Origin of the sequence: Variovorax saccharolyticus, from assembly GCF_030316765.1 — a bacterium.
GTDB lineage: Bacteria > Pseudomonadota > Gammaproteobacteria > Burkholderiales > Burkholderiaceae_C > Variovorax > Variovorax saccharolyticus.
This window is the reverse complement of record NZ_JASZYT010000001.1, coordinates 704,039-719,189: the sequence shown is the minus strand read 5'-3', so window position 1 is coordinate 719,189 and position 15,151 is coordinate 704,039. Positions and strand designations below refer to the sequence as shown.

15 protein-coding genes are annotated in these 15,151 nt (G+C 67.4%); 6 read left to right on the top strand and 9 right to left on the bottom strand.

Going from position 1 to position 15,151, the window contains the following annotated elements:
• Positions 1–15 precede the first annotated feature (15 nt).
• Both QTI45_RS03570 and phbB read right to left on the bottom strand, forming a co-directional pair.
• Positions 16–1,365, bottom strand: a complete 1,350-nt coding sequence (locus QTI45_RS03570) for a dicarboxylate/amino acid:cation symporter (RefSeq protein ID WP_286524245.1) — start codon at positions 1,363–1,365, stop codon at positions 16–18.
• Between the two features lie 94 nt (positions 1,366–1,459).
• Complete coding sequence (gene phbB, locus QTI45_RS03565; protein ID WP_286367376.1) at positions 1,460–2,197, bottom strand: acetoacetyl-CoA reductase; 738 nt, start codon at positions 2,195–2,197, stop codon at positions 1,460–1,462.
• 132 nt (positions 2,198–2,329) lie between these two features.
• Between phbB and QTI45_RS03560 the strand changes: the two genes are divergently transcribed.
• Genes QTI45_RS03560 through QTI45_RS03545 form a run of 4 tightly spaced genes read left to right on the top strand, consistent with a single transcriptional unit; the run spans position 2,330 to position 6,392 of the window.
• Entirely contained in the window at positions 2,330–3,346 is a 1,017-nt protein-coding gene (locus QTI45_RS03560) for an ABC transporter ATP-binding protein (RefSeq protein WP_286653511.1), read from the top strand.
• A gap of 27 nt (positions 3,347–3,373) precedes the next feature.
• Entirely contained in the window at positions 3,374–4,678 is a 1,305-nt protein-coding gene (locus QTI45_RS03555) for an ABC transporter substrate-binding protein (RefSeq protein ID WP_286653510.1), read from the top strand.
• Entirely contained in the window at positions 4,675–5,568 is an 894-nt protein-coding gene (locus tag QTI45_RS03550; RefSeq protein WP_286367373.1) for a carbohydrate ABC transporter permease, read from the top strand. Before QTI45_RS03555 ends, QTI45_RS03550 begins: the two co-directional genes overlap by 4 nt.
• On the top strand, positions 5,565–6,392 hold the full coding sequence (locus QTI45_RS03545; protein WP_444813249.1) for a carbohydrate ABC transporter permease: 828 nt from the start codon (positions 5,565–5,567) through the stop codon (positions 6,390–6,392). The genes QTI45_RS03550 and QTI45_RS03545 overlap by 4 nt, the downstream gene beginning before the upstream one ends.
• A 4-nt stretch (positions 6,393–6,396) precedes the next feature.
• Here the strand turns inward: QTI45_RS03545 and QTI45_RS03540 are convergent, their stop codons facing one another.
• Genes QTI45_RS03540 through QTI45_RS03525 form a run of 4 tightly spaced genes read right to left on the bottom strand, consistent with a single transcriptional unit; the run spans position 6,397 to position 10,173 of the window.
• Positions 6,397–7,560, bottom strand: a complete 1,164-nt coding sequence (locus QTI45_RS03540; protein WP_286367372.1) for an acyl-CoA dehydrogenase family protein — start codon at positions 7,558–7,560, stop codon at positions 6,397–6,399.
• A gap of 14 nt (positions 7,561–7,574) precedes the next feature.
• Positions 7,575–7,964 carry a cupin domain-containing protein gene (locus QTI45_RS03535; RefSeq protein WP_286367371.1) on the bottom strand — a complete coding sequence of 130 codons (390 nt, stop codon included), beginning with the start codon at positions 7,962–7,964 and terminating at the stop codon, positions 7,575–7,577.
• 14 nt (positions 7,965–7,978) lie between these two features.
• Positions 7,979–9,211 (bottom strand): CaiB/BaiF CoA transferase family protein, encoded by a 1,233-nt coding sequence (locus tag QTI45_RS03530; RefSeq protein WP_286653509.1) that lies wholly within the window; start codon positions 9,209–9,211, stop codon positions 7,979–7,981.
• 2 nt (positions 9,212–9,213) lie between these two features.
• Positions 9,214–10,173: a Bug family tripartite tricarboxylate transporter substrate binding protein gene (locus QTI45_RS03525; protein WP_286653508.1), complete on the bottom strand. Its 960-nt coding sequence runs from the start codon at positions 10,171–10,173 to the stop codon at positions 9,214–9,216.
• Positions 10,174–10,291: 118 nt separating this feature from the next.
• On the opposite strand from QTI45_RS03525, the gene QTI45_RS03520 reads away from it, so the two are divergent.
• Together QTI45_RS03520 and QTI45_RS03515 are read left to right on the top strand one after the other, a co-directional pair.
• The gene (locus tag QTI45_RS03520; protein WP_286653507.1) at positions 10,292–11,263 is read left to right on the top strand and encodes a LysR family transcriptional regulator; all 972 of its coding nucleotides are present in this window, start codon (positions 10,292–10,294) and stop codon (positions 11,261–11,263) included.
• A 10-nt stretch (positions 11,264–11,273) separates the two neighbouring features.
• A complete protein-coding gene (locus QTI45_RS03515) occupies positions 11,274–12,149 on the top strand; it encodes an endonuclease/exonuclease/phosphatase family protein (protein ID WP_286653506.1) in 876 nt (291 codons plus the stop codon).
• Here QTI45_RS03515 and QTI45_RS03510 read toward each other — a convergent pair whose 3' ends face one another.
• The 3 genes from QTI45_RS03510 to QTI45_RS03500 all read right to left on the bottom strand — a co-directional run bounded on the left by QTI45_RS03510 (position 12,150) and on the right by QTI45_RS03500 (position 15,114).
• Positions 12,150–13,142, bottom strand: coding sequence for a tripartite tricarboxylate transporter substrate-binding protein (locus QTI45_RS03510; protein ID WP_286653505.1), 993 nt, complete (start codon positions 13,140–13,142; stop codon positions 12,150–12,152).
• Between the two features lie 111 nt (positions 13,143–13,253).
• A complete protein-coding gene (locus QTI45_RS03505; protein WP_286653504.1) occupies positions 13,254–13,931 on the bottom strand; it encodes an RraA family protein in 678 nt (225 codons plus the stop codon).
• A 4-nt stretch (positions 13,932–13,935) separates the two neighbouring features.
• On the bottom strand, positions 13,936–15,114 hold the full coding sequence (locus QTI45_RS03500) for an acetyl-CoA C-acetyltransferase (protein ID WP_286653503.1): 1,179 nt from the start codon (positions 15,112–15,114) through the stop codon (positions 13,936–13,938).
• Positions 15,115–15,151 lie beyond the last annotated feature (37 nt).

Below are 15,151 nucleotides of genomic sequence, written 5' to 3'. Positions count from 1 at the left end.
AGGCCGCCGCCGAACTCAGGTGGCCATCTTTTCCGTACGGGCGTTGATCAGTTCCTCGGGCTCCTGGGCTTCGACCCAGGTCTCGTTGTCGAGCCCGGCCTTCAGCCGCTCCATGTCGAGCTCGTCGGTCCACTTGGCGACCACCAGGGTGGCGACGCCGTTGCCGATCAGGTTGGTGAGCGCACGGGCCTCGGACATGAAGCGGTCGATGCCGAGGATCAGCGCCAGGCCGGCCACCGGCACGTGCCCCACCGCCGACAGCGTCGCCGCCAGCACGATGAAGCCGCTGCCCGTGACGCCGGCCGCGCCCTTCGAGGTCAGCAGCAGCACGCCGAGCAGCGTGATCTGCTGCATCAGCGTCATCGGCGTGTTGGTGGCCTGGGCGATGAAAACTGCCGCCATCGTCAAATAGATCGAGGTGCCGTCGAGGTTGAACGAGTAGCCGGTCGGGATCACCAGGCCGACGACCGTCTTCTTGGCGCCGAGGTTCTCCATCTTCTCCATCATCCGCGGCAGCACCGACTCGGACGACGAGGTGCCCAGCACGATCAGCAGTTCTTCCTTGATGTACTTGATGAACTTCCAGATGCTGAAGCCGTGCAGCCGCGCGATCGTGCCGAGGACCACGAAGATGAACAGCAGGCAGGTCAGGTAGAAGGTGCCCATCAGCTTGCCGAGCGAGAACAGGGAGCCGATGCCGTACTTGCCGATCGTGAACGCCATGGCGCCGAAGGCGCCGATCGGCGCCAGCTTCATGATGTAGTTGACGATCACGAACAGCACGTGCGAGCCCTTCTCGATGATGTCGAAGATCAGCGTGCCGCGGCCGCCGAAGCGGTGCAGCGCGAAGCCGAACAGCACCGCGATCAGCAGCACCTGCAGGATCTCGCCCTTGGCGAAGGCATCGACCAGCGTGTTGGGAATGACGTGCAGCAGGAAGTCGACCGTGCCCTCCATCTTGCCCGGCCCGGTGTAGGCGGCCAGCGCCCGCGTGTCGAGCGACGCCGGGTCGATGTTCATGCCGGCGCCCGGCCTGAAGACGTTGACCAGCACCAGCCCGACCACCAGCGCGATGCTGCTGACGATCTCGAAATAGAGCAGTGCCAGCCCGCCGGTCTTGCCGACCTTCTTCATGTCCTCCATGCCCGCGATGCCGACCACCACCGTGCAGAAGATGATCGGCGCGATCATCATCTTGATCAGCTTGATGAAGCCGTCGCCGAGCGGCTTCATGGTCTCGCCGACCGAGGGATAGAAGTGCCCGAGCAGCACGCCGATGATCACGGCCGTGATCACCTGGACATAGAGCGACCGGTAGAGGGGCAGCTTCGCCGCCGGAGCGGCCGGCATTGCGGTGGGGGTCATGCGGGATCTCCTGGTGTGATGTGTTGTGAGCGGAGGCGCAAATGAAAAAACCCGCCGTGGCGGGTTTCTTCGTGGGTCTTTCCGGGGTGGCGCCTCAGTGCATGTGAAGCCCACCATTGACCGAGAAATCGGCCCCGGTGGAATAGCCGCCCTCGTCGGTTGCCAGCCAGGCGATGATCGAGGCGATCTCGCTCGGCTCGCCCAGGCGCTTGACCGGGATGGTGCCGACGATCTTGTCGAGCACTTCCTGGCGGATCGCCTTCACCATGTCGGTGCCGATGTAGCCCGGGCTGACCGTGTTGACGGTCACGCCCTTGGCGGCGAGTTCCTGGGCCAGGGCCATCGTGAAGCCGTGCATGCCGGCCTTGGCGGCCGAATAGTTGGTCTGCCCGGCCTGCCCTTTGGCGCCGTTGACCGAGCTGATGTTGATGATCCGGCCCCAGCCCTTCTCGACCATGTCGCCCACCACCTGCTTGGTGACGTTGAACATGCTGTTGAGGTTGGTCTCGATCACCGAGCTCCAGTCTTCCGGCGTCATCTTGAGGAACATGCGGTCGCGCGTGATGCCCGCGTTGTTCACCAGCACGTCGATGCTGCCATGCTCGGCCTTGGCCTTGGTGAAGGCCTCGACGGTCGACTGCCAATCCCCGACATTGCCGACCGAGGCATGGAACTCGTAGCCCTCGGCCTTCTGCTCCGCCAGCCATTTGGCGTGATCGCGGGTGGGGCCGCAGCCGGCAATGACGGTGAAACCGTCCTTGGCCAGGCGCTGGCAAATGGCCGTTCCGATGCCCCCCATGCCCCCGGTGACGTATGCGACTTTTTTGCTCATGAAGTTTCCTTGGTATTTGCGAGCCTGAACAGGCGCTGATCACTTTAGCGAAGTTTTTGGAGCCCGCCCGATGAGGAAAACACTGACCCCTCAATGCAACCGGGTGTCACAAGCCGTCCATATACTGAGTCGATGTCCTCCATCGAGCTGACGAACATCGCCAAGTCATGGGGCGACGCCACCGCGCTGCATGCGGTGAACCTCCATATAGAGCCCGGAAGCTTCTGCGTGCTGCTCGGCCCCTCGGGCTGCGGCAAGTCGACCACGCTGCGGATCCTGGCCGGGCTCGAGACCGCCTCCGCGGGCCAGGTGCTGATCGACGGGCGCGACGTCACCCGCCTGCCGCCGGCCGAGCGCGGCATCGCCATGGTGTTCCAGAACTACGCCCTCTTCCCGCACTTGAGCGTGGCCGAGAACATCGGCTTCGGCTTGTCGGTGCGCAAGACGCCGGCGGCCGAAAGCGCGCGCCGACTGCGCGAGGTCGCGGCACTGCTGGGCCTCGAGGCCCTGCTCGAGCGCAAGCCCGCGCAGCTCTCGGGCGGCCAGCAGCAGCGGGTGGCGCTGGGCCGGGCGCTGGTGGCCCAGGCCAAGGTCTGTCTCATGGATGAACCACTGTCCAACCTGGACGCCCAGTTGCGCCAGGACATGCGCCGCGAGTTGCGCGAGCTGCAGCGCCAGCTGGGCCTCACGGTGGTCTATGTCACGCACGACCAGACCGAGGCGATGAGCATGGCCGACCAGGTGGTGCTGCTGAACCGCGGCCGCGTCGAGCAGGCCGGCATGCCGCGCGAGCTCTACGCCCGCCCGGCGACCACCTTCGCGGCCCGTTTCATCGGCACGCCGGCGATGAACCTGGTGGCACTCGAAGCCGGCCGCATCGCCGGCAGCGAGGTCGACCTGGGCCTGCAGGCCGCGACCTTGGGCGTTCGGCCCGAGGCGATCGCGCTCGACCCGCTGGGTATTCCGGCCACGGTGCAGAGCCTGGAATACCTGGGCGCCGACCTGGTGCTGCGCTGCGCGGTCGGAAGCCAGGTCCTGCTGGTGCGCACCGCGGGCCAGCATCGCGCCGAGCCGGGCGACCGCGTCGGCCTGCGCTGGGCCCCCGAGGAAGGCCATGGCTTCGACGCCGCCGGCCAGCGCTGCCACTGAATTTCACTCCCGAGGAAAAAGAAGACCATGAAACGCAAGACCTTCGTCCGGGGCCTGGCCCTGCCCCTGTTGGCCGCGAGCGGCCTGTTCACGGCCGGCACCGGCCTGGTGCATGCCCAGGCGCCGGTGGAACTGCAGTTCTACTACCCGGTGGCCGTCGGCGGGCCGATCGCCAAGACCATCGACGGCTTCGCCGCCGGCTTCATGAAGGAGAACCCGGGCGTGAAGGTCTCGCCGATCTATGCGGGCACCTACCAGGAGACCATCGTCAAGGCCCTGACCGCGCACAAGTCGGGCACGCCGCCGGTCACCTCGGTGCTGCTGTCGACCGACATGTTCACCCTGATCGACGAGGAGGCGATCGTCCCCTTCGACGACTTCGTGAAGACCGCGGAAGACAAGGCCTGGCTCAACGGCTTCTACAAGGCCTTCATGATGAACAGCCAGACCGGCGGCAAGACCTGGGGCATTCCGTTCCAGCGCTCGACCGTGGTCATGTACTGGAACAAGGAACTGTTCAAGGAAGCCGGCCTCGACCCCAACAAGCCGCCGACCACCTGGGCCGAACTGAAGGACGCCGCCACCAAGCTGACGAAGAAGGACGCCGGCGGCAAGGTCACGCAATGGGGGGTGCAGATCCCCTCGAGCGGCTTCCCCTACTGGCTGTTCCAGACCCTGACGACGCCGAACGACACGATCCTCGCCAACGAAGCCGGCACCGCCGTGAAGTTCGACGATCCGAAGGTGATCGAGGCCCTGCAGTACTGGGTCGACCTCGGCAAGGCCGGCATCCACCCGCCCGGCGTGGTCGAGTGGGGCACCACGCCGAAGGATTTCTTCGAGAAGAAGGCCGCGATCATCTACACCACCACCGGCAACCTGACCAACATCAAGGCCAACGCCAAGTTCGACTTCGGCGTCGGCATGATCCCCGGCAACCGGCGCAAGGGCTCGCCCACCGGCGGCGGCAACTTCTACATCTTCAAGAAGTCGACGCCGGCGCAGCAGGATGCCGCCTTCAAGTTCATCAAGTGGATCACCCAGCCCGAGCGCGCCGCGCAATGGAGCATGGACACCGGCTATGTGGCGGTCTCGCCGGCCGCCTACGAGACCGACACCCTGCGCAAGTACGGCCGCGACTTCCCGCAGGCGCTGGTGGCGCGCGACCAGCTGCCGGTATCGGTGGCCGAGTTCTCCACCCATGACAACCAGCGCGTGACCAAGGCGCTCAACGATGGCCTGCAGGCCGCGCTGACCGGCAGCAAGACGGCGGCACAGGCGATGCAGGACGCGCAGCGCGAGGCCGACCGCATCCTGCGTTCGTTCAAGTGAGGCACGACGCCGGCGGCAGCGCAGCGCGCCATGCGGTGAACGCGTGGCTGCTGCTGTTGCCGGCGCTGGTGCTGCTGGTCGCGTTCACGCACTGGCCGGCGGTCTCGACGCTGGTCGACAGCTTCTACTCGACGCCCAAGGGCAGCCGCCCCGGCGTCTGGGTCGGGCTCGAGAACTACCAGGTGATGGTCGGCGACCCGGTGTTCTGGAAGGCGGTGCGCAACAACCTCTGGTTCGCTGGCGCGACCATTCCGCTGTCGATCGCGCTGGCGCTGGTGATGGCGCTGTGGGTCAACGAGCGCATCGCGGGCCGCGCCTTCCTGCGCATGGCCTACTTCACGCCGACCGTGCTGCCGATGATCGCGGTGGCCAACATCTGGCTGTTCTTCTACACGCCGCAGTACGGCCTGCTCGAACAGATCACGGGCGCGCTCGGCCTGCCCTCGCACAACTGGCTCGGCAGCCCGTCGACCGCGCTCGGCGCCGTGACGCTGGTGGCGATCTGGAAGGAGGCCGGCTTTTTCATGATCTTCTACCTGGCGGCGCTGCAGACCCTGAACCCGAGCCTGCGCGAAGCCGCCGCCATCGAAGGCGCCTCGCGCTGGTATTTCTTTCGCCGCGTGCAGTGGCCGCTCCTGATGCCGACCACGCTGTTCGTGCTGGTCAACGCCTTCATCAACGCCTTCCGGATGGTCGACCACCTGTTCGTGCTGACCCGCGGCGGCCCCGACAACGCCTCGATCCTGCTGCTCTACCACCTGTACGAGGTGGGCTTCAGCTTCTGGGACACGGCCTACGCCTCGGCGATCACGGTGGTGCTGGTGGTGGTGCTGGCGGGCATCGCGCTGTTCCAGTTCTTCGTGCTCGACCGCAAGGTGCACTACAAGTGAGCGCGCAACGCCTGGCCTACAACGAGCCGACGCTGCTCGACACCCTGGCCGCCTGGCTGCTCGCGCTGCTGTGGATCCTGCCGCTGGCCTACGCGGTCTGGACCGCCTTCCATCCGGCCGAGTACTCGACGCGCTTCGCGCTCGCTGCGCCGCTCACGCTGGACAACTTCCGCCGCGCCTGGGAGGCCGCGCCGTTCGCGCGCTACTTCCTCAACACCACCTTGCTGGTGGCGATGGTGCTGGCCGTCCAGCTGGTGCTCGGGACGCTGGCCGCCTACGCCTTCGCGCGCTACGAGTTCAAGGGCCGGAACATCGCCTTCGCGCTGGTTCTGGTGCAGCTGATGATCATGCCGGACATCCTGCTGGTCGAGAACTACAAGACCATGGCGCGACTCGGCCTGGTCGACACGCTGCTGGCCATCGGCCTGCCCTACTTCGCTTCGGCCTTCGCGATCTTCCTCTTGCGCCAGACCTTCATGGGCATCCCGAAGGAACTCGACGAAGCCGCGCGCGTCGAGGGCGCGAGCGCCATGCAGATCCTGTGGCGCATCTATGTGCCGCTCGCCAGGCCGGTCTACACCGCCTTCGCGCTGGTGTCGGTGAGCTTCCACTGGAACAACTTCCTCTGGCCGCTGATCATCACCAACAGCGTCAACGCGCGGCCGCTGACCGTGGGCCTGCAGGTGTTCTCGTCGGTCGACCAGGGCGTCGACTGGTCGGTCATCACGGCCGCCACCTTGATGACCTCGGCGCCGCTGCTGATCGCCTTCCTGCTGTTCCAGCGCCAGTTCGTGCAGAGCTTCATGCGCGCCGGCATCAAGTGACAGCTCAATAGGACTTCGGCAGGCCGAGCACCTTCTCGGCGATGAAGCAGAGGATCAGCTGCGGACTCACGGGCGCGAGGCGCGGGATCCAGGCTTCGCGCAGGTAGCGTTCGACGTGGTACTCCTTCGCGTAGCCCATGCCGCCGTGCGTCAGGATCGCGTTCTCGCAGGCGCCATAGCAGGCTTCCGCAGCGAGGAACTTCGCGCTGTTGGCCTCGGCGCCGCAGGGCAGTTGCTGGTCGTAGAGCCAGGCGGCCTTCTGCACCATCAGGTGCGCCGCCTCGAGCTCCATCCACGACCTGGCCAGCGGATGCTGGATCGCCTGGTTCTTGCCGATCGGGCGGCCGAACACTTCGCGCTCGTTCGCATAGTTGGCGGCGCGCTCCAGCGCGGCGCGGCCCAGGCCGATCGCCTCCGACGCGATCAGGATGCGCTCGGGGTTCAGGCCATGCAGGATGTAGCTGAATCCCTTGCCTTCCTCGCCCACCCGGTCCTCGACGGGGATGCGAAGGCCGTCGATGAAGACCTGGTTCGAATCGACGCACTTGCGGCCCAGCTTCTCGATCTCGCGGACCTCGACCTTCGAGCGGTCCAGGTCCGTGTAGAAGAGGCTCAGGCCCTCGGTGCCCGTGCAGTCCTCGACCGGCGTGGTGCGCGCCAGCAGCAGGATCTTGTTCGCGACCTGGGCCGTGCTGATCCAGACCTTCTGCCCGTGCACCACGTAGTGGTCGCCTTCGCGCACCGCCCGTGTCTTCAGCTTGAGGGTGTTCAGGCCCGTGTTCGGCTCGGTCACGCCGAAGCACGCGCGGTCCTTGCCCTGGATCAGCGGCGGCAGCCAGCGCCGCTTCTGCTCGTCCGTCCCGAAGACGACCACGGGATGCAGGCCGAAGATGTTCATGTGGACCGCGGACGCACCCGACAAGCCCGCACCGGTCGCGGAGATGGTGTGCATCATCAGTGCCGCGTCGCTGATGCCGAGCCCCGCGCCGCCATGCTCTTGCGGCATCGCGATGCCGAGCCAGCCCGATTCGGCGAGCGCACTGTGGAAGTCAGCCGGAAAGCCGCCCTCGCGATCCTTGCGCAGCCAGTAGTCGGCATCGAAAGGCGCGCAGACCTTTTCGATGGCGTTGCGGATCTGTTCCTGCTCCGGTGTGAGGCTGAAGTTCATGGGGGTCTCCTGATTCAATCGTGGGCGGGCCGGCGAAGCTTGTCCGGCGACTCTGCGTAGGGCGGGCTGTAGATCACCAGCAGCCTGACCGGGGTGTCGCTCGTCACCTGGAAGACGTGCATGGCATCGGCCGGAAAGAAGCAGGTGTCGCCGGCTGCCATGTCGAAGGCTTCGCCAGCCACCTCCACATGCGCCGTGCCCTCCAGCAGATGGCAGGCCTGCTCGACGCCCGGGTGCGCGTGCGGCAATGCGCCGCCGCCCTTTTGCAAGGTGCCGAGCACCACTTCCATCTGCCGTGCGCCCGTGGTTTCCGGGCCGATGAGGCGCTGATTGCTCGTGTGGTGGTGATTGGCGGGCCGGTAGCTCGGAACGTCCTGGCTGCGGACCAGGTACTTCGGTTTCATGATCGGATTCATGATCAGATGCTCGCCGCCGTGCAGGCGCCGCTCGCCAGGAGGCCGCGGACCGCGGCATCCGAATAGCCGGCTTCGCGCAGCAATTCGACGGTGTGCTCTCCCAGGCGCGGCGCGGGCGCAGGCTCGCGCTCGGGAGGGGTCGCGGACCACTTCGTCGGCGGCGCCATCACGTGCAGCAGTCCCTCCGTCGGATGCAGGGTCTGGCGCAGGAATCCGGTCGCACGCAGCTGGGCGTTCGCCAGCAGGTCGGCCGGGCTGTTCATCGGCATGTTGGGAACGTCGGCCGCATCGAGCAGCGCCCGCCACTCGGCCGTGGTGCGCGTGCGCATGATCCGCGAGACCTCGGCATAGACGGCGTCGATGTGGACCGCGCGCGCGCCGTGCGTCGCGAAGCGCGGATCGGCCCCGAGGCCCTCGCTCTCCCCGATGGCCTCGAAGAAGCTGCGCCAGTGCTTGTCGTTGTAGATCAGCACGCACAGACGCCCATCCCGCGTGGCGTACGGCTTCCTGTGGGGAGTCAGCAGCCGTGCATAGCCGGGCTCGCCTCGCGGCGGATCGAAGCTCAGTCCGGCCATGTGGTCGCCCAGGATGAACTGCGACATCGACTCGAACATGGGCACGCTCACCGCTTGCCCCTGCCCCGTCTGGCTGCGCGCATACAGCGCCGCGGTCACGGCGTAGACCGCATGCAGGCCGGTGACGCGATCGCAGAGCGTCGTCGGCGCATAGATCGGCTCGGGCGCGCCGTACTGCTGCATGAGCCACGGCACGCCCGTGGCGCCCTGGATCAGGTCGTCATAGGCCGGCCGCGCCGCATCGGGTCCGTCCTGGTCGAAGCCGCAGCAGTTCACGTAGATGATCCCCGGGCTGCGTTCCCTGACGGCTTCGTAGTGCAGCCCCAGGCGTGCCATCGCCTTCGGCCGCACGTTGCTGACGAGCACGTCGCAGCCCTTGGCGAGCTTCAGCACCGCCTCGCGCCCATCGTCGACTTTCAGGTCGAGGGCGATGCTGCGCTTGCCTGCATTGGCGTGCAGGAAGATGTGCCCCATGCCGGGATTCTTCATGGGCCCGACGTGGCGCATGTTGTCGCCCTCGCGGCTCTCCACCTTGATGACGTCGGCGCCCAGTTCGGCCAGGATCTGGGTCGCATACGGCCCCATGACCACCGAAGTCATGTCGAGCACGCGCACACCCGCGAGCGGGCCGCGGCGCGCGCGATCTGCTTGCTGCTTCATGGCTATTCCTGGCGAATGCCGGCCTGCTTGATCAGCGCGGTCCAGTGCGCGAGCTGGTCGGCCACGTACTTCGCGAAATCGTCCGGGCCGCTGCTGGGCCAGACTTCGAAGCCGAGCTGCGCGAGCTGGTCCTGCACTTCCTGTTCGGCCAGCACCTGCCGGAGCTCGGCGTCCAGCCGCTCCACGACGGGCCGGGGCATGCCGGCCGGCCCGAGGATGCCGTTCCAGGAGGTCAGGTCGAAGCCCTTGACCGTGTCGGCCACGGGCGCCACGCCGGGCAGCGACTTGACCGGCCCCTTGGTCGTCACCGCCAGCGCCCGGACGCTGCCGGCCTTGATCATCGACATGCTGGAGCCGAGGTCGGCGACATACATCTGCACCTGCCCGCCCATCAGGTCCGTCAAGGCCTGCGGGCTGGACTTGTAGGGTATGCCGAGCATGTCGATGCCGGCGATCCGCTTGATGGTCTCGGCGGCCGCCAGCGAGGTGCTGTTCGGCGTCGCATAGGAGAGCTTGCCCGGATTCGCCTTGGCGTAGTCGATCAGCTCCTTCATGCTGTTCACGGGCAGCTTCGAACCCACGACCACCGCGAAGGGCAGTTCGCCCACGCGGGCGATCGGCGTGAAGTCCTTGATCGGGTCGTACTTCAGGTTGGCGAACAGTGCCGGGTTGGCCGAATGCGAAGTGTTCGTCGTCATGAACAGCGTGTAGCCGTCGGGCTTGGCCTTGGCGACGTACTGGGCGCCGATCTGGGCACTGGCGCCCGCCTTGTTGTCCACCAGCACCGGCTGCTTGAGCCGCTCGCCCAGCCGCTTCGCCACGATGCGCGCGACGGCGTCCGTGCCGCTGCCGGCCGCGAACGGCACCACCATCGTGATCGGCGCCGCGGGATAGTCCTGCGCGGCTGCAAGCGTCGAGCCGACGAGGGCCAGCAGCGCCAGGGCCCGTTGAATTGGATGCATGCGGTTGTCTCCTGTAGGTCCGTCGTCTGGATTGCGACCTCCAGGATCTTGGAGACGATGATCATTTGCGTCCAATTCACATTGTGGCTGGATCGATTCATTTCTAGAATCGTTGCGGATGAAGCTGAATTCCCTCCGGTACTTCGCCGTGCTGGCCGAAGAACTCCATTTTGGACGCGCCGCCGACCGGCTGGCGATCACCCAGCCGCCCTTGAGCCTGGCGATCAAGGCGCTGGAGGAAGAGCTGGGCGTCCGGCTGCTGCTGCGCAGCAGCAAGCACGTCGAACTGACGCCGGCCGGATCCGCCTTCCTCGAGGAAGCCCGCCAGATCCTGGATCGCGTCGCGCGGGCTTCGTCGATCGCCCTCGCCGTGGCCAGCGGCAGCCGCGGCCGGCTCGACGTCGGAATGGCCGGCTCCCTGGTCTACCGCGGCGTGCCGGCCATCGTGCAACGCTTCGACACCGACGCCCACGGCATCGAACTGATCCTGCACGAGATGTCGACCGCGGAACAGCTCCAGGGCCTGCTGCACGGCCAGCTCGATGCGGGCTTTCTCAATGCCTTCGTGGTCCCGCCCCAGCTGCGCTCGCTGCCGCTGGTCGACGACGAGTTCGTGCTCTGCCTGCCGGCCGCCCACCGCTACGCCGGCGCGAAGGCGGTCGACCTCGGCGACCTGTGCGAGGAGCGCTTCGTGATGTTCTCGCGCGAGGTGTCGCCGGCGAACTACGACAACGTGATCGCCATCTTCAGCCGCGCCGGCGTCCATCCGAAGACGGTCCATGCCGCGCGCCAGTGGCTCACCATCGTGGCGATGGTGGCCGAAGGGCTGGGGGTGTCGCTGGTGCCGCGCTCGCTCGCGCGGTCGCGCGTCGACAACGTCCGCTTCGTGCCGTTCACGGGCGCCTCGGCCATCACGCCGGCCCTGCTGGTCTGGAATCCGGCCCGCACGAGTCCGGCCCTCGAGAAATTCATCGCCAGCGCCGGCTCGACGATCGCGGGGCTGCGCGAGCCGATGCTGCCGCTGCCGATGCCGGGCCGCAAGCAGCAGCAGGGCCGGCGCAACCTGATAAAACGCCCTCCTCAACGCTGATGGGAACGCCATGAAACTCGTGACCTGGAATACCCAGTGGTGCCGCGGCCTCGACGGCGCCGTGAGCCCGCGGCGCATCGTCGACGGCGCGCGCGCGATGGCCGACTTCGACGTGCTGTGCCTGCAGGAGATCGCCTCGGGCTTCGAAGGCATGCCGGGCCAGCCCGGCGACCAGCCGGCCGAACTGCAGGCCCTGCTGCCGGGCTTCCGGCTGTTCTTCGGCGCCGCGGTCGACGAGTTCGGCGCCGACGGCCGGCCGATGCGATTCGGCAACCTGATCGCCACCCGGCTGCCGGTGTCGCGCGTCTCGCACCATGTCCTGCCCTGGCCTGCCGATCCGACCGTGAGCAGCATGCCGCGCATGTGCACCGTGGTCACGCTGACCAGCCCCGAGCTGGGCTCGCTGCGCGTGATGACCACCCACCTCGAGTACTACTCGCCGAGCCAGCGCCTGGCCCAGGCCCGGGCCCTGCGCGCCCTGCATCTCGAAGCCTGCGAGCAGGCCGCGGCGCCGCCGGTCGACCCGCTCGCGGTCTCGCCCTTCCAGGCCAAGCGGCACACGCCGCAGGCGATCCTGTGCGGCGACTTCAACATGGCGGCGACCGATCCGGCCTACGACGAGATCGTGCAGGCCTTCGTCGACCCCGTGCTGCCGGCCGGCGGCACGCCCGCGAGGCGGCTGCAGGATGCCTGGCCGCTGGCCCATCCGGAACGGCCGCACGACCCGACTTTCCGCCTCTTCGACCGCAGCTACGGTCCCGAGCCGATGGCCTGCGATTTCATCTTCGTCAGCGACGCGCTGGCGCCGCGCGTGCGCCGGGTCGAGGTCGACCTGCAGACGCAGGTCTCCGACCATCAGCCGGTCATGATCGAGCTCGGGGACTGATCACTCCCCCTGGATGCCGGCGGCACGGATCACCTTGCCCCACTTGGCGACCTCGGCCGTCAGGTGGCTGCGCAGCGCCTCGGGCGTGACCTTGTCCATCGGCACGATCTCCGAGCTCAGGTCGGCCAGGCGCTGCTTGACCACCAGGTCCTGCAACGCCACGCGCAGCGCGGCATTGATCTTGTCGATCACCGCCGGCGGCGTGCCCTTCGGCGCATAGACGCCGTGCCACACGCGCACGTCGAAGCCCTTCAGGCCCTGCTCGTCGAGGGTCGGGATGTTCGGCATCGTCGACAGGCGCTGGGGCGTGGTCACGCCGAAGACCTTGACCCGGTTGCCTTCCTTGATGACCGGCGCGGTCTGGGTGGTCTGGTCGCACAGCAGGTCGACCTGGCCGCCCATCAGATCGTTGAGCGCCGGTCCGGCGCCCTTGTAGGGCACCGTGGTCAGCTCGACGCCGATCTGGCTCGTGAACAGCAGGCCGCACAGCTGCGACACCGCACCGACGCCGGCATTGGCCAGCGACACCTTGTCCTTGTGCGTCTTGACGTAGGCGAGCAGTTCCTGGAAGTTGCTGGCCGGGAAGTCCTTGCGCGACAGCAGGGTCATCGGCACGTCCAGCACCTGCCCGACGTACTCGAAGTCCTTCAGCGGGTCGTAGGGCAGCTTCTTGTAGAGTGCCGGCGCGGTCGCCATCCCCATGTGGTGGATCAGGATCGTGTAGCCGTTCGGCGCCGCTCGCGCCACGCGCGCCGGCGCGATCGTGCCGCCGGCACCCACCGTGTTCTCGACGATGACGCTCTGGCCCAGCGACTTGCCCATGGGTATCGCGAGCATGCGCGCCACCACATCGGTCGGGCCGCCGGCCGAATAGGGCACGACCAGGGTCACGGGCTTGTCGGGCCACGCCGCCTGCGCGGCAGCCGGGGCCTGCAGCCCCAGCAGGCTGGCGCCCAGCGCGGCCCAGGCCAGTGATTTCAGTGTTCTTCGCATGATGTCTCCCGAATGCGGCTGCGATGGCAGCCGTCATCGGAGATCGTCATCGCTGCGCCGCCCGCAGGCAATCGGGATTTCAATAACCGGGGCTTCGCGATTGCCGAAGCCCTACATCACGCCGAAAGTCGCCAGCGCCTGGCAGGCGCTCATGCCGCCGCGGATCGCATCGGCCACCTTGTTCTCGGTGCGCACCTTGTCGAGCGCCTTGGCCACCGCCTCGGCCTCGACCGCGCGCGGAATCACCAGCACGCCCTCGCGGTCGCCGAACAGCAGGTCGCCGGGCGCGATGCGCACGCCGTCGATCTCGATCGTGCAGCGGTAGTCGATGACCTGGCCGCGCACGCCCTGGTCCTGCGCATAGGTGCCGCGGCAGAAGACGTCGAAGCCGAGCCGCTCGATCTCGTCGGCGTCGCGCACATAGCCATCCAGGATGGCGCCGGCCGCCTTCAGGTGCTGCGCCCGCGTCGACATCAGGCCGCCCCACAGCGCGTAGCGCAGCGAGGCCCCGGTGGCGATGTAGATCTCGCCCGGCTTCAGGTCGTCGAGCGCCTCCAGCATCAGGCCGAAGGGCTTGCCCGACAGCGGCCCGGCCGAGCGCGTGCCGTCGTTGACGACATCGGCCTCGAGCACCGGCATCGCGCGGCCGACGACGCGCATCGATTTCTCGAGCGGCGCGATGCCGGCCGGCAGGAACTGGTGCTGGAAACCCATGGTGTCCAGCACGTCACCGACCGCGGCGACGAACAGCTCGTCGCGGATCTGCCGGAAGAGCGTTTCGTCGTTCAAGCGCTCAGCGCTCGATGGTCAGGGCCACGCCCATGCCGCCGCCGATGCACAGCGAGGCGATGCCCTTCTTGGCGTTCTGGCGCTGCATCTCGTGCAGCAGCGTGACCAGGATGCGGCAGCCGGAGGCACCGATCGGATGCCCGATGGCGATCGCGCCGCCGTTCACGTTGACCTTGTTCACGTCCCAGCCCATCTCGCGGTTCACGGCGCAGGCCTGGGCGGCAAAGGCTTCGTTGATCTCGAGCACGTCGAGATCCTGCGGCTTCCAGCCGGCGCGCTGCAGCGCCTTCTGCGACGCCGGCACCGGGCCCATGCCCATGAAGGCCGGGTCGAGGCCGGTGCTGGCATAGCTGGCGATGCGGCCCAACGGCTTCAGGCCCAGCGCGGCCGCCTTCTTGGCGGTCATGACCATCACGGCGGCAGCGCCGTCGTTGAGGCCCGAGGCATTGCCGGCCGTGACGCCGCCCGCCTTGTCGAAGGCCGGGCGCAGGCCGGCGAGGCCTTCGGCACTGCTCTTGCGGTTGATGAACTCGTCCTGGGCGAAGACCACCGGGTCGCCCTTCTTCTGCGGGATGTTGACCGCGACGATCTCGTCCTTGAACTTGCCGGCGTCCTGCGCGGCAGCGGCCTTGGTCTGGCTGCCGAGCGCGAGTTCGTCCTGCGCGGCGCGGCTGATGTCGTACTTCTTGGCCACGTTCTCGGCCGTGATGCCCATGTGGTACTGGTTGTAGACGTCCCACAGGCCGTCGATGATCATCGAGTCGACCAGCTTCCAGTCGCCCATGCGCTGGCCGTTGCGCGAGTTGGGCAGCACGTGCGGCGCCAGGCTCATGCTCTCCTGGCCGCCCGCGACCACGATCTCGCTGTCGCCCGTGGCAACGGCCTGGGCCGCCAGCATCACGGCCTTGAGGCCCGAGCCGCAGACCGCGTTGATGGTCAGGGCCGGCGTTTCCTTGGCGACGCCGCTCTTCAGCAGCGCCTGGCGCGCCGGGTTCTGGCCGCTGCCCGCGGTCAGGACCTGGCCCATGATGACTTCGCCGATCTGGTCGCTGGCCACGTTCGCGCGCGCCAGCACTTCCTTGATCACGATGGCCCCGAGTTCGGTGGCGGCGATGCCGGCCAGCGATCCGCCGAACTTGCCCACGGCGGTGCGTGCGGCTGAAACGATGACGATGTCTTCCATGGTGTGCTCTCCGATGCGTGGATTGATGTGACAGAAA

What these genes read in the sequence shown, in the direction of transcription:
- QTI45_RS03570 (WP_286524245.1), bottom strand. Translation starts at nt 1,365, where the DNA reads ATGACCCCCACCGCAATGCCGGCCGCTCCGGCGGCGAAGCTGCCCCTC.
- QTI45_RS03510 (WP_286653505.1), bottom strand. Translation starts at nt 13,142, where the DNA reads ATGCGAAGAACACTGAAATCACTGGCCTGGGCCGCGCTGGGCGCCAGC.
- QTI45_RS03530 (WP_286653509.1), bottom strand. Translation starts at nt 9,211, where the DNA reads ATGAAGCAGCAAGCAGATCGCGCGCGCCGCGGCCCGCTCGCGGGTGTG.
- QTI45_RS03520 (WP_286653507.1), top strand. Translation starts at nt 10,292, where the DNA reads ATGAAGCTGAATTCCCTCCGGTACTTCGCCGTGCTGGCCGAAGAACTC.
- QTI45_RS03560 (WP_286653511.1), top strand. Translation starts at nt 2,330, where the DNA reads ATGTCCTCCATCGAGCTGACGAACATCGCCAAGTCATGGGGCGACGCC.
- QTI45_RS03500 (WP_286653503.1), bottom strand. Translation starts at nt 15,114, where the DNA reads ATGGAAGACATCGTCATCGTTTCAGCCGCACGCACCGCCGTGGGCAAG.
- QTI45_RS03515 (WP_286653506.1), top strand. Translation starts at nt 11,274, where the DNA reads ATGAAACTCGTGACCTGGAATACCCAGTGGTGCCGCGGCCTCGACGGC.
- QTI45_RS03555 (WP_286653510.1), top strand. Translation starts at nt 3,374, where the DNA reads ATGAAACGCAAGACCTTCGTCCGGGGCCTGGCCCTGCCCCTGTTGGCC.
- QTI45_RS03535 (WP_286367371.1), bottom strand. Translation starts at nt 7,964, where the DNA reads ATGAAACCGAAGTACCTGGTCCGCAGCCAGGACGTTCCGAGCTACCGG.
- QTI45_RS03525 (WP_286653508.1), bottom strand. Translation starts at nt 10,173, where the DNA reads ATGCATCCAATTCAACGGGCCCTGGCGCTGCTGGCCCTCGTCGGCTCG.
- QTI45_RS03540 (WP_286367372.1), bottom strand. Translation starts at nt 7,560, where the DNA reads ATGAACTTCAGCCTCACACCGGAGCAGGAACAGATCCGCAACGCCATC.
- phbB (WP_286367376.1), bottom strand. Translation starts at nt 2,197, where the DNA reads ATGAGCAAAAAAGTCGCATACGTCACCGGGGGCATGGGGGGCATCGGA.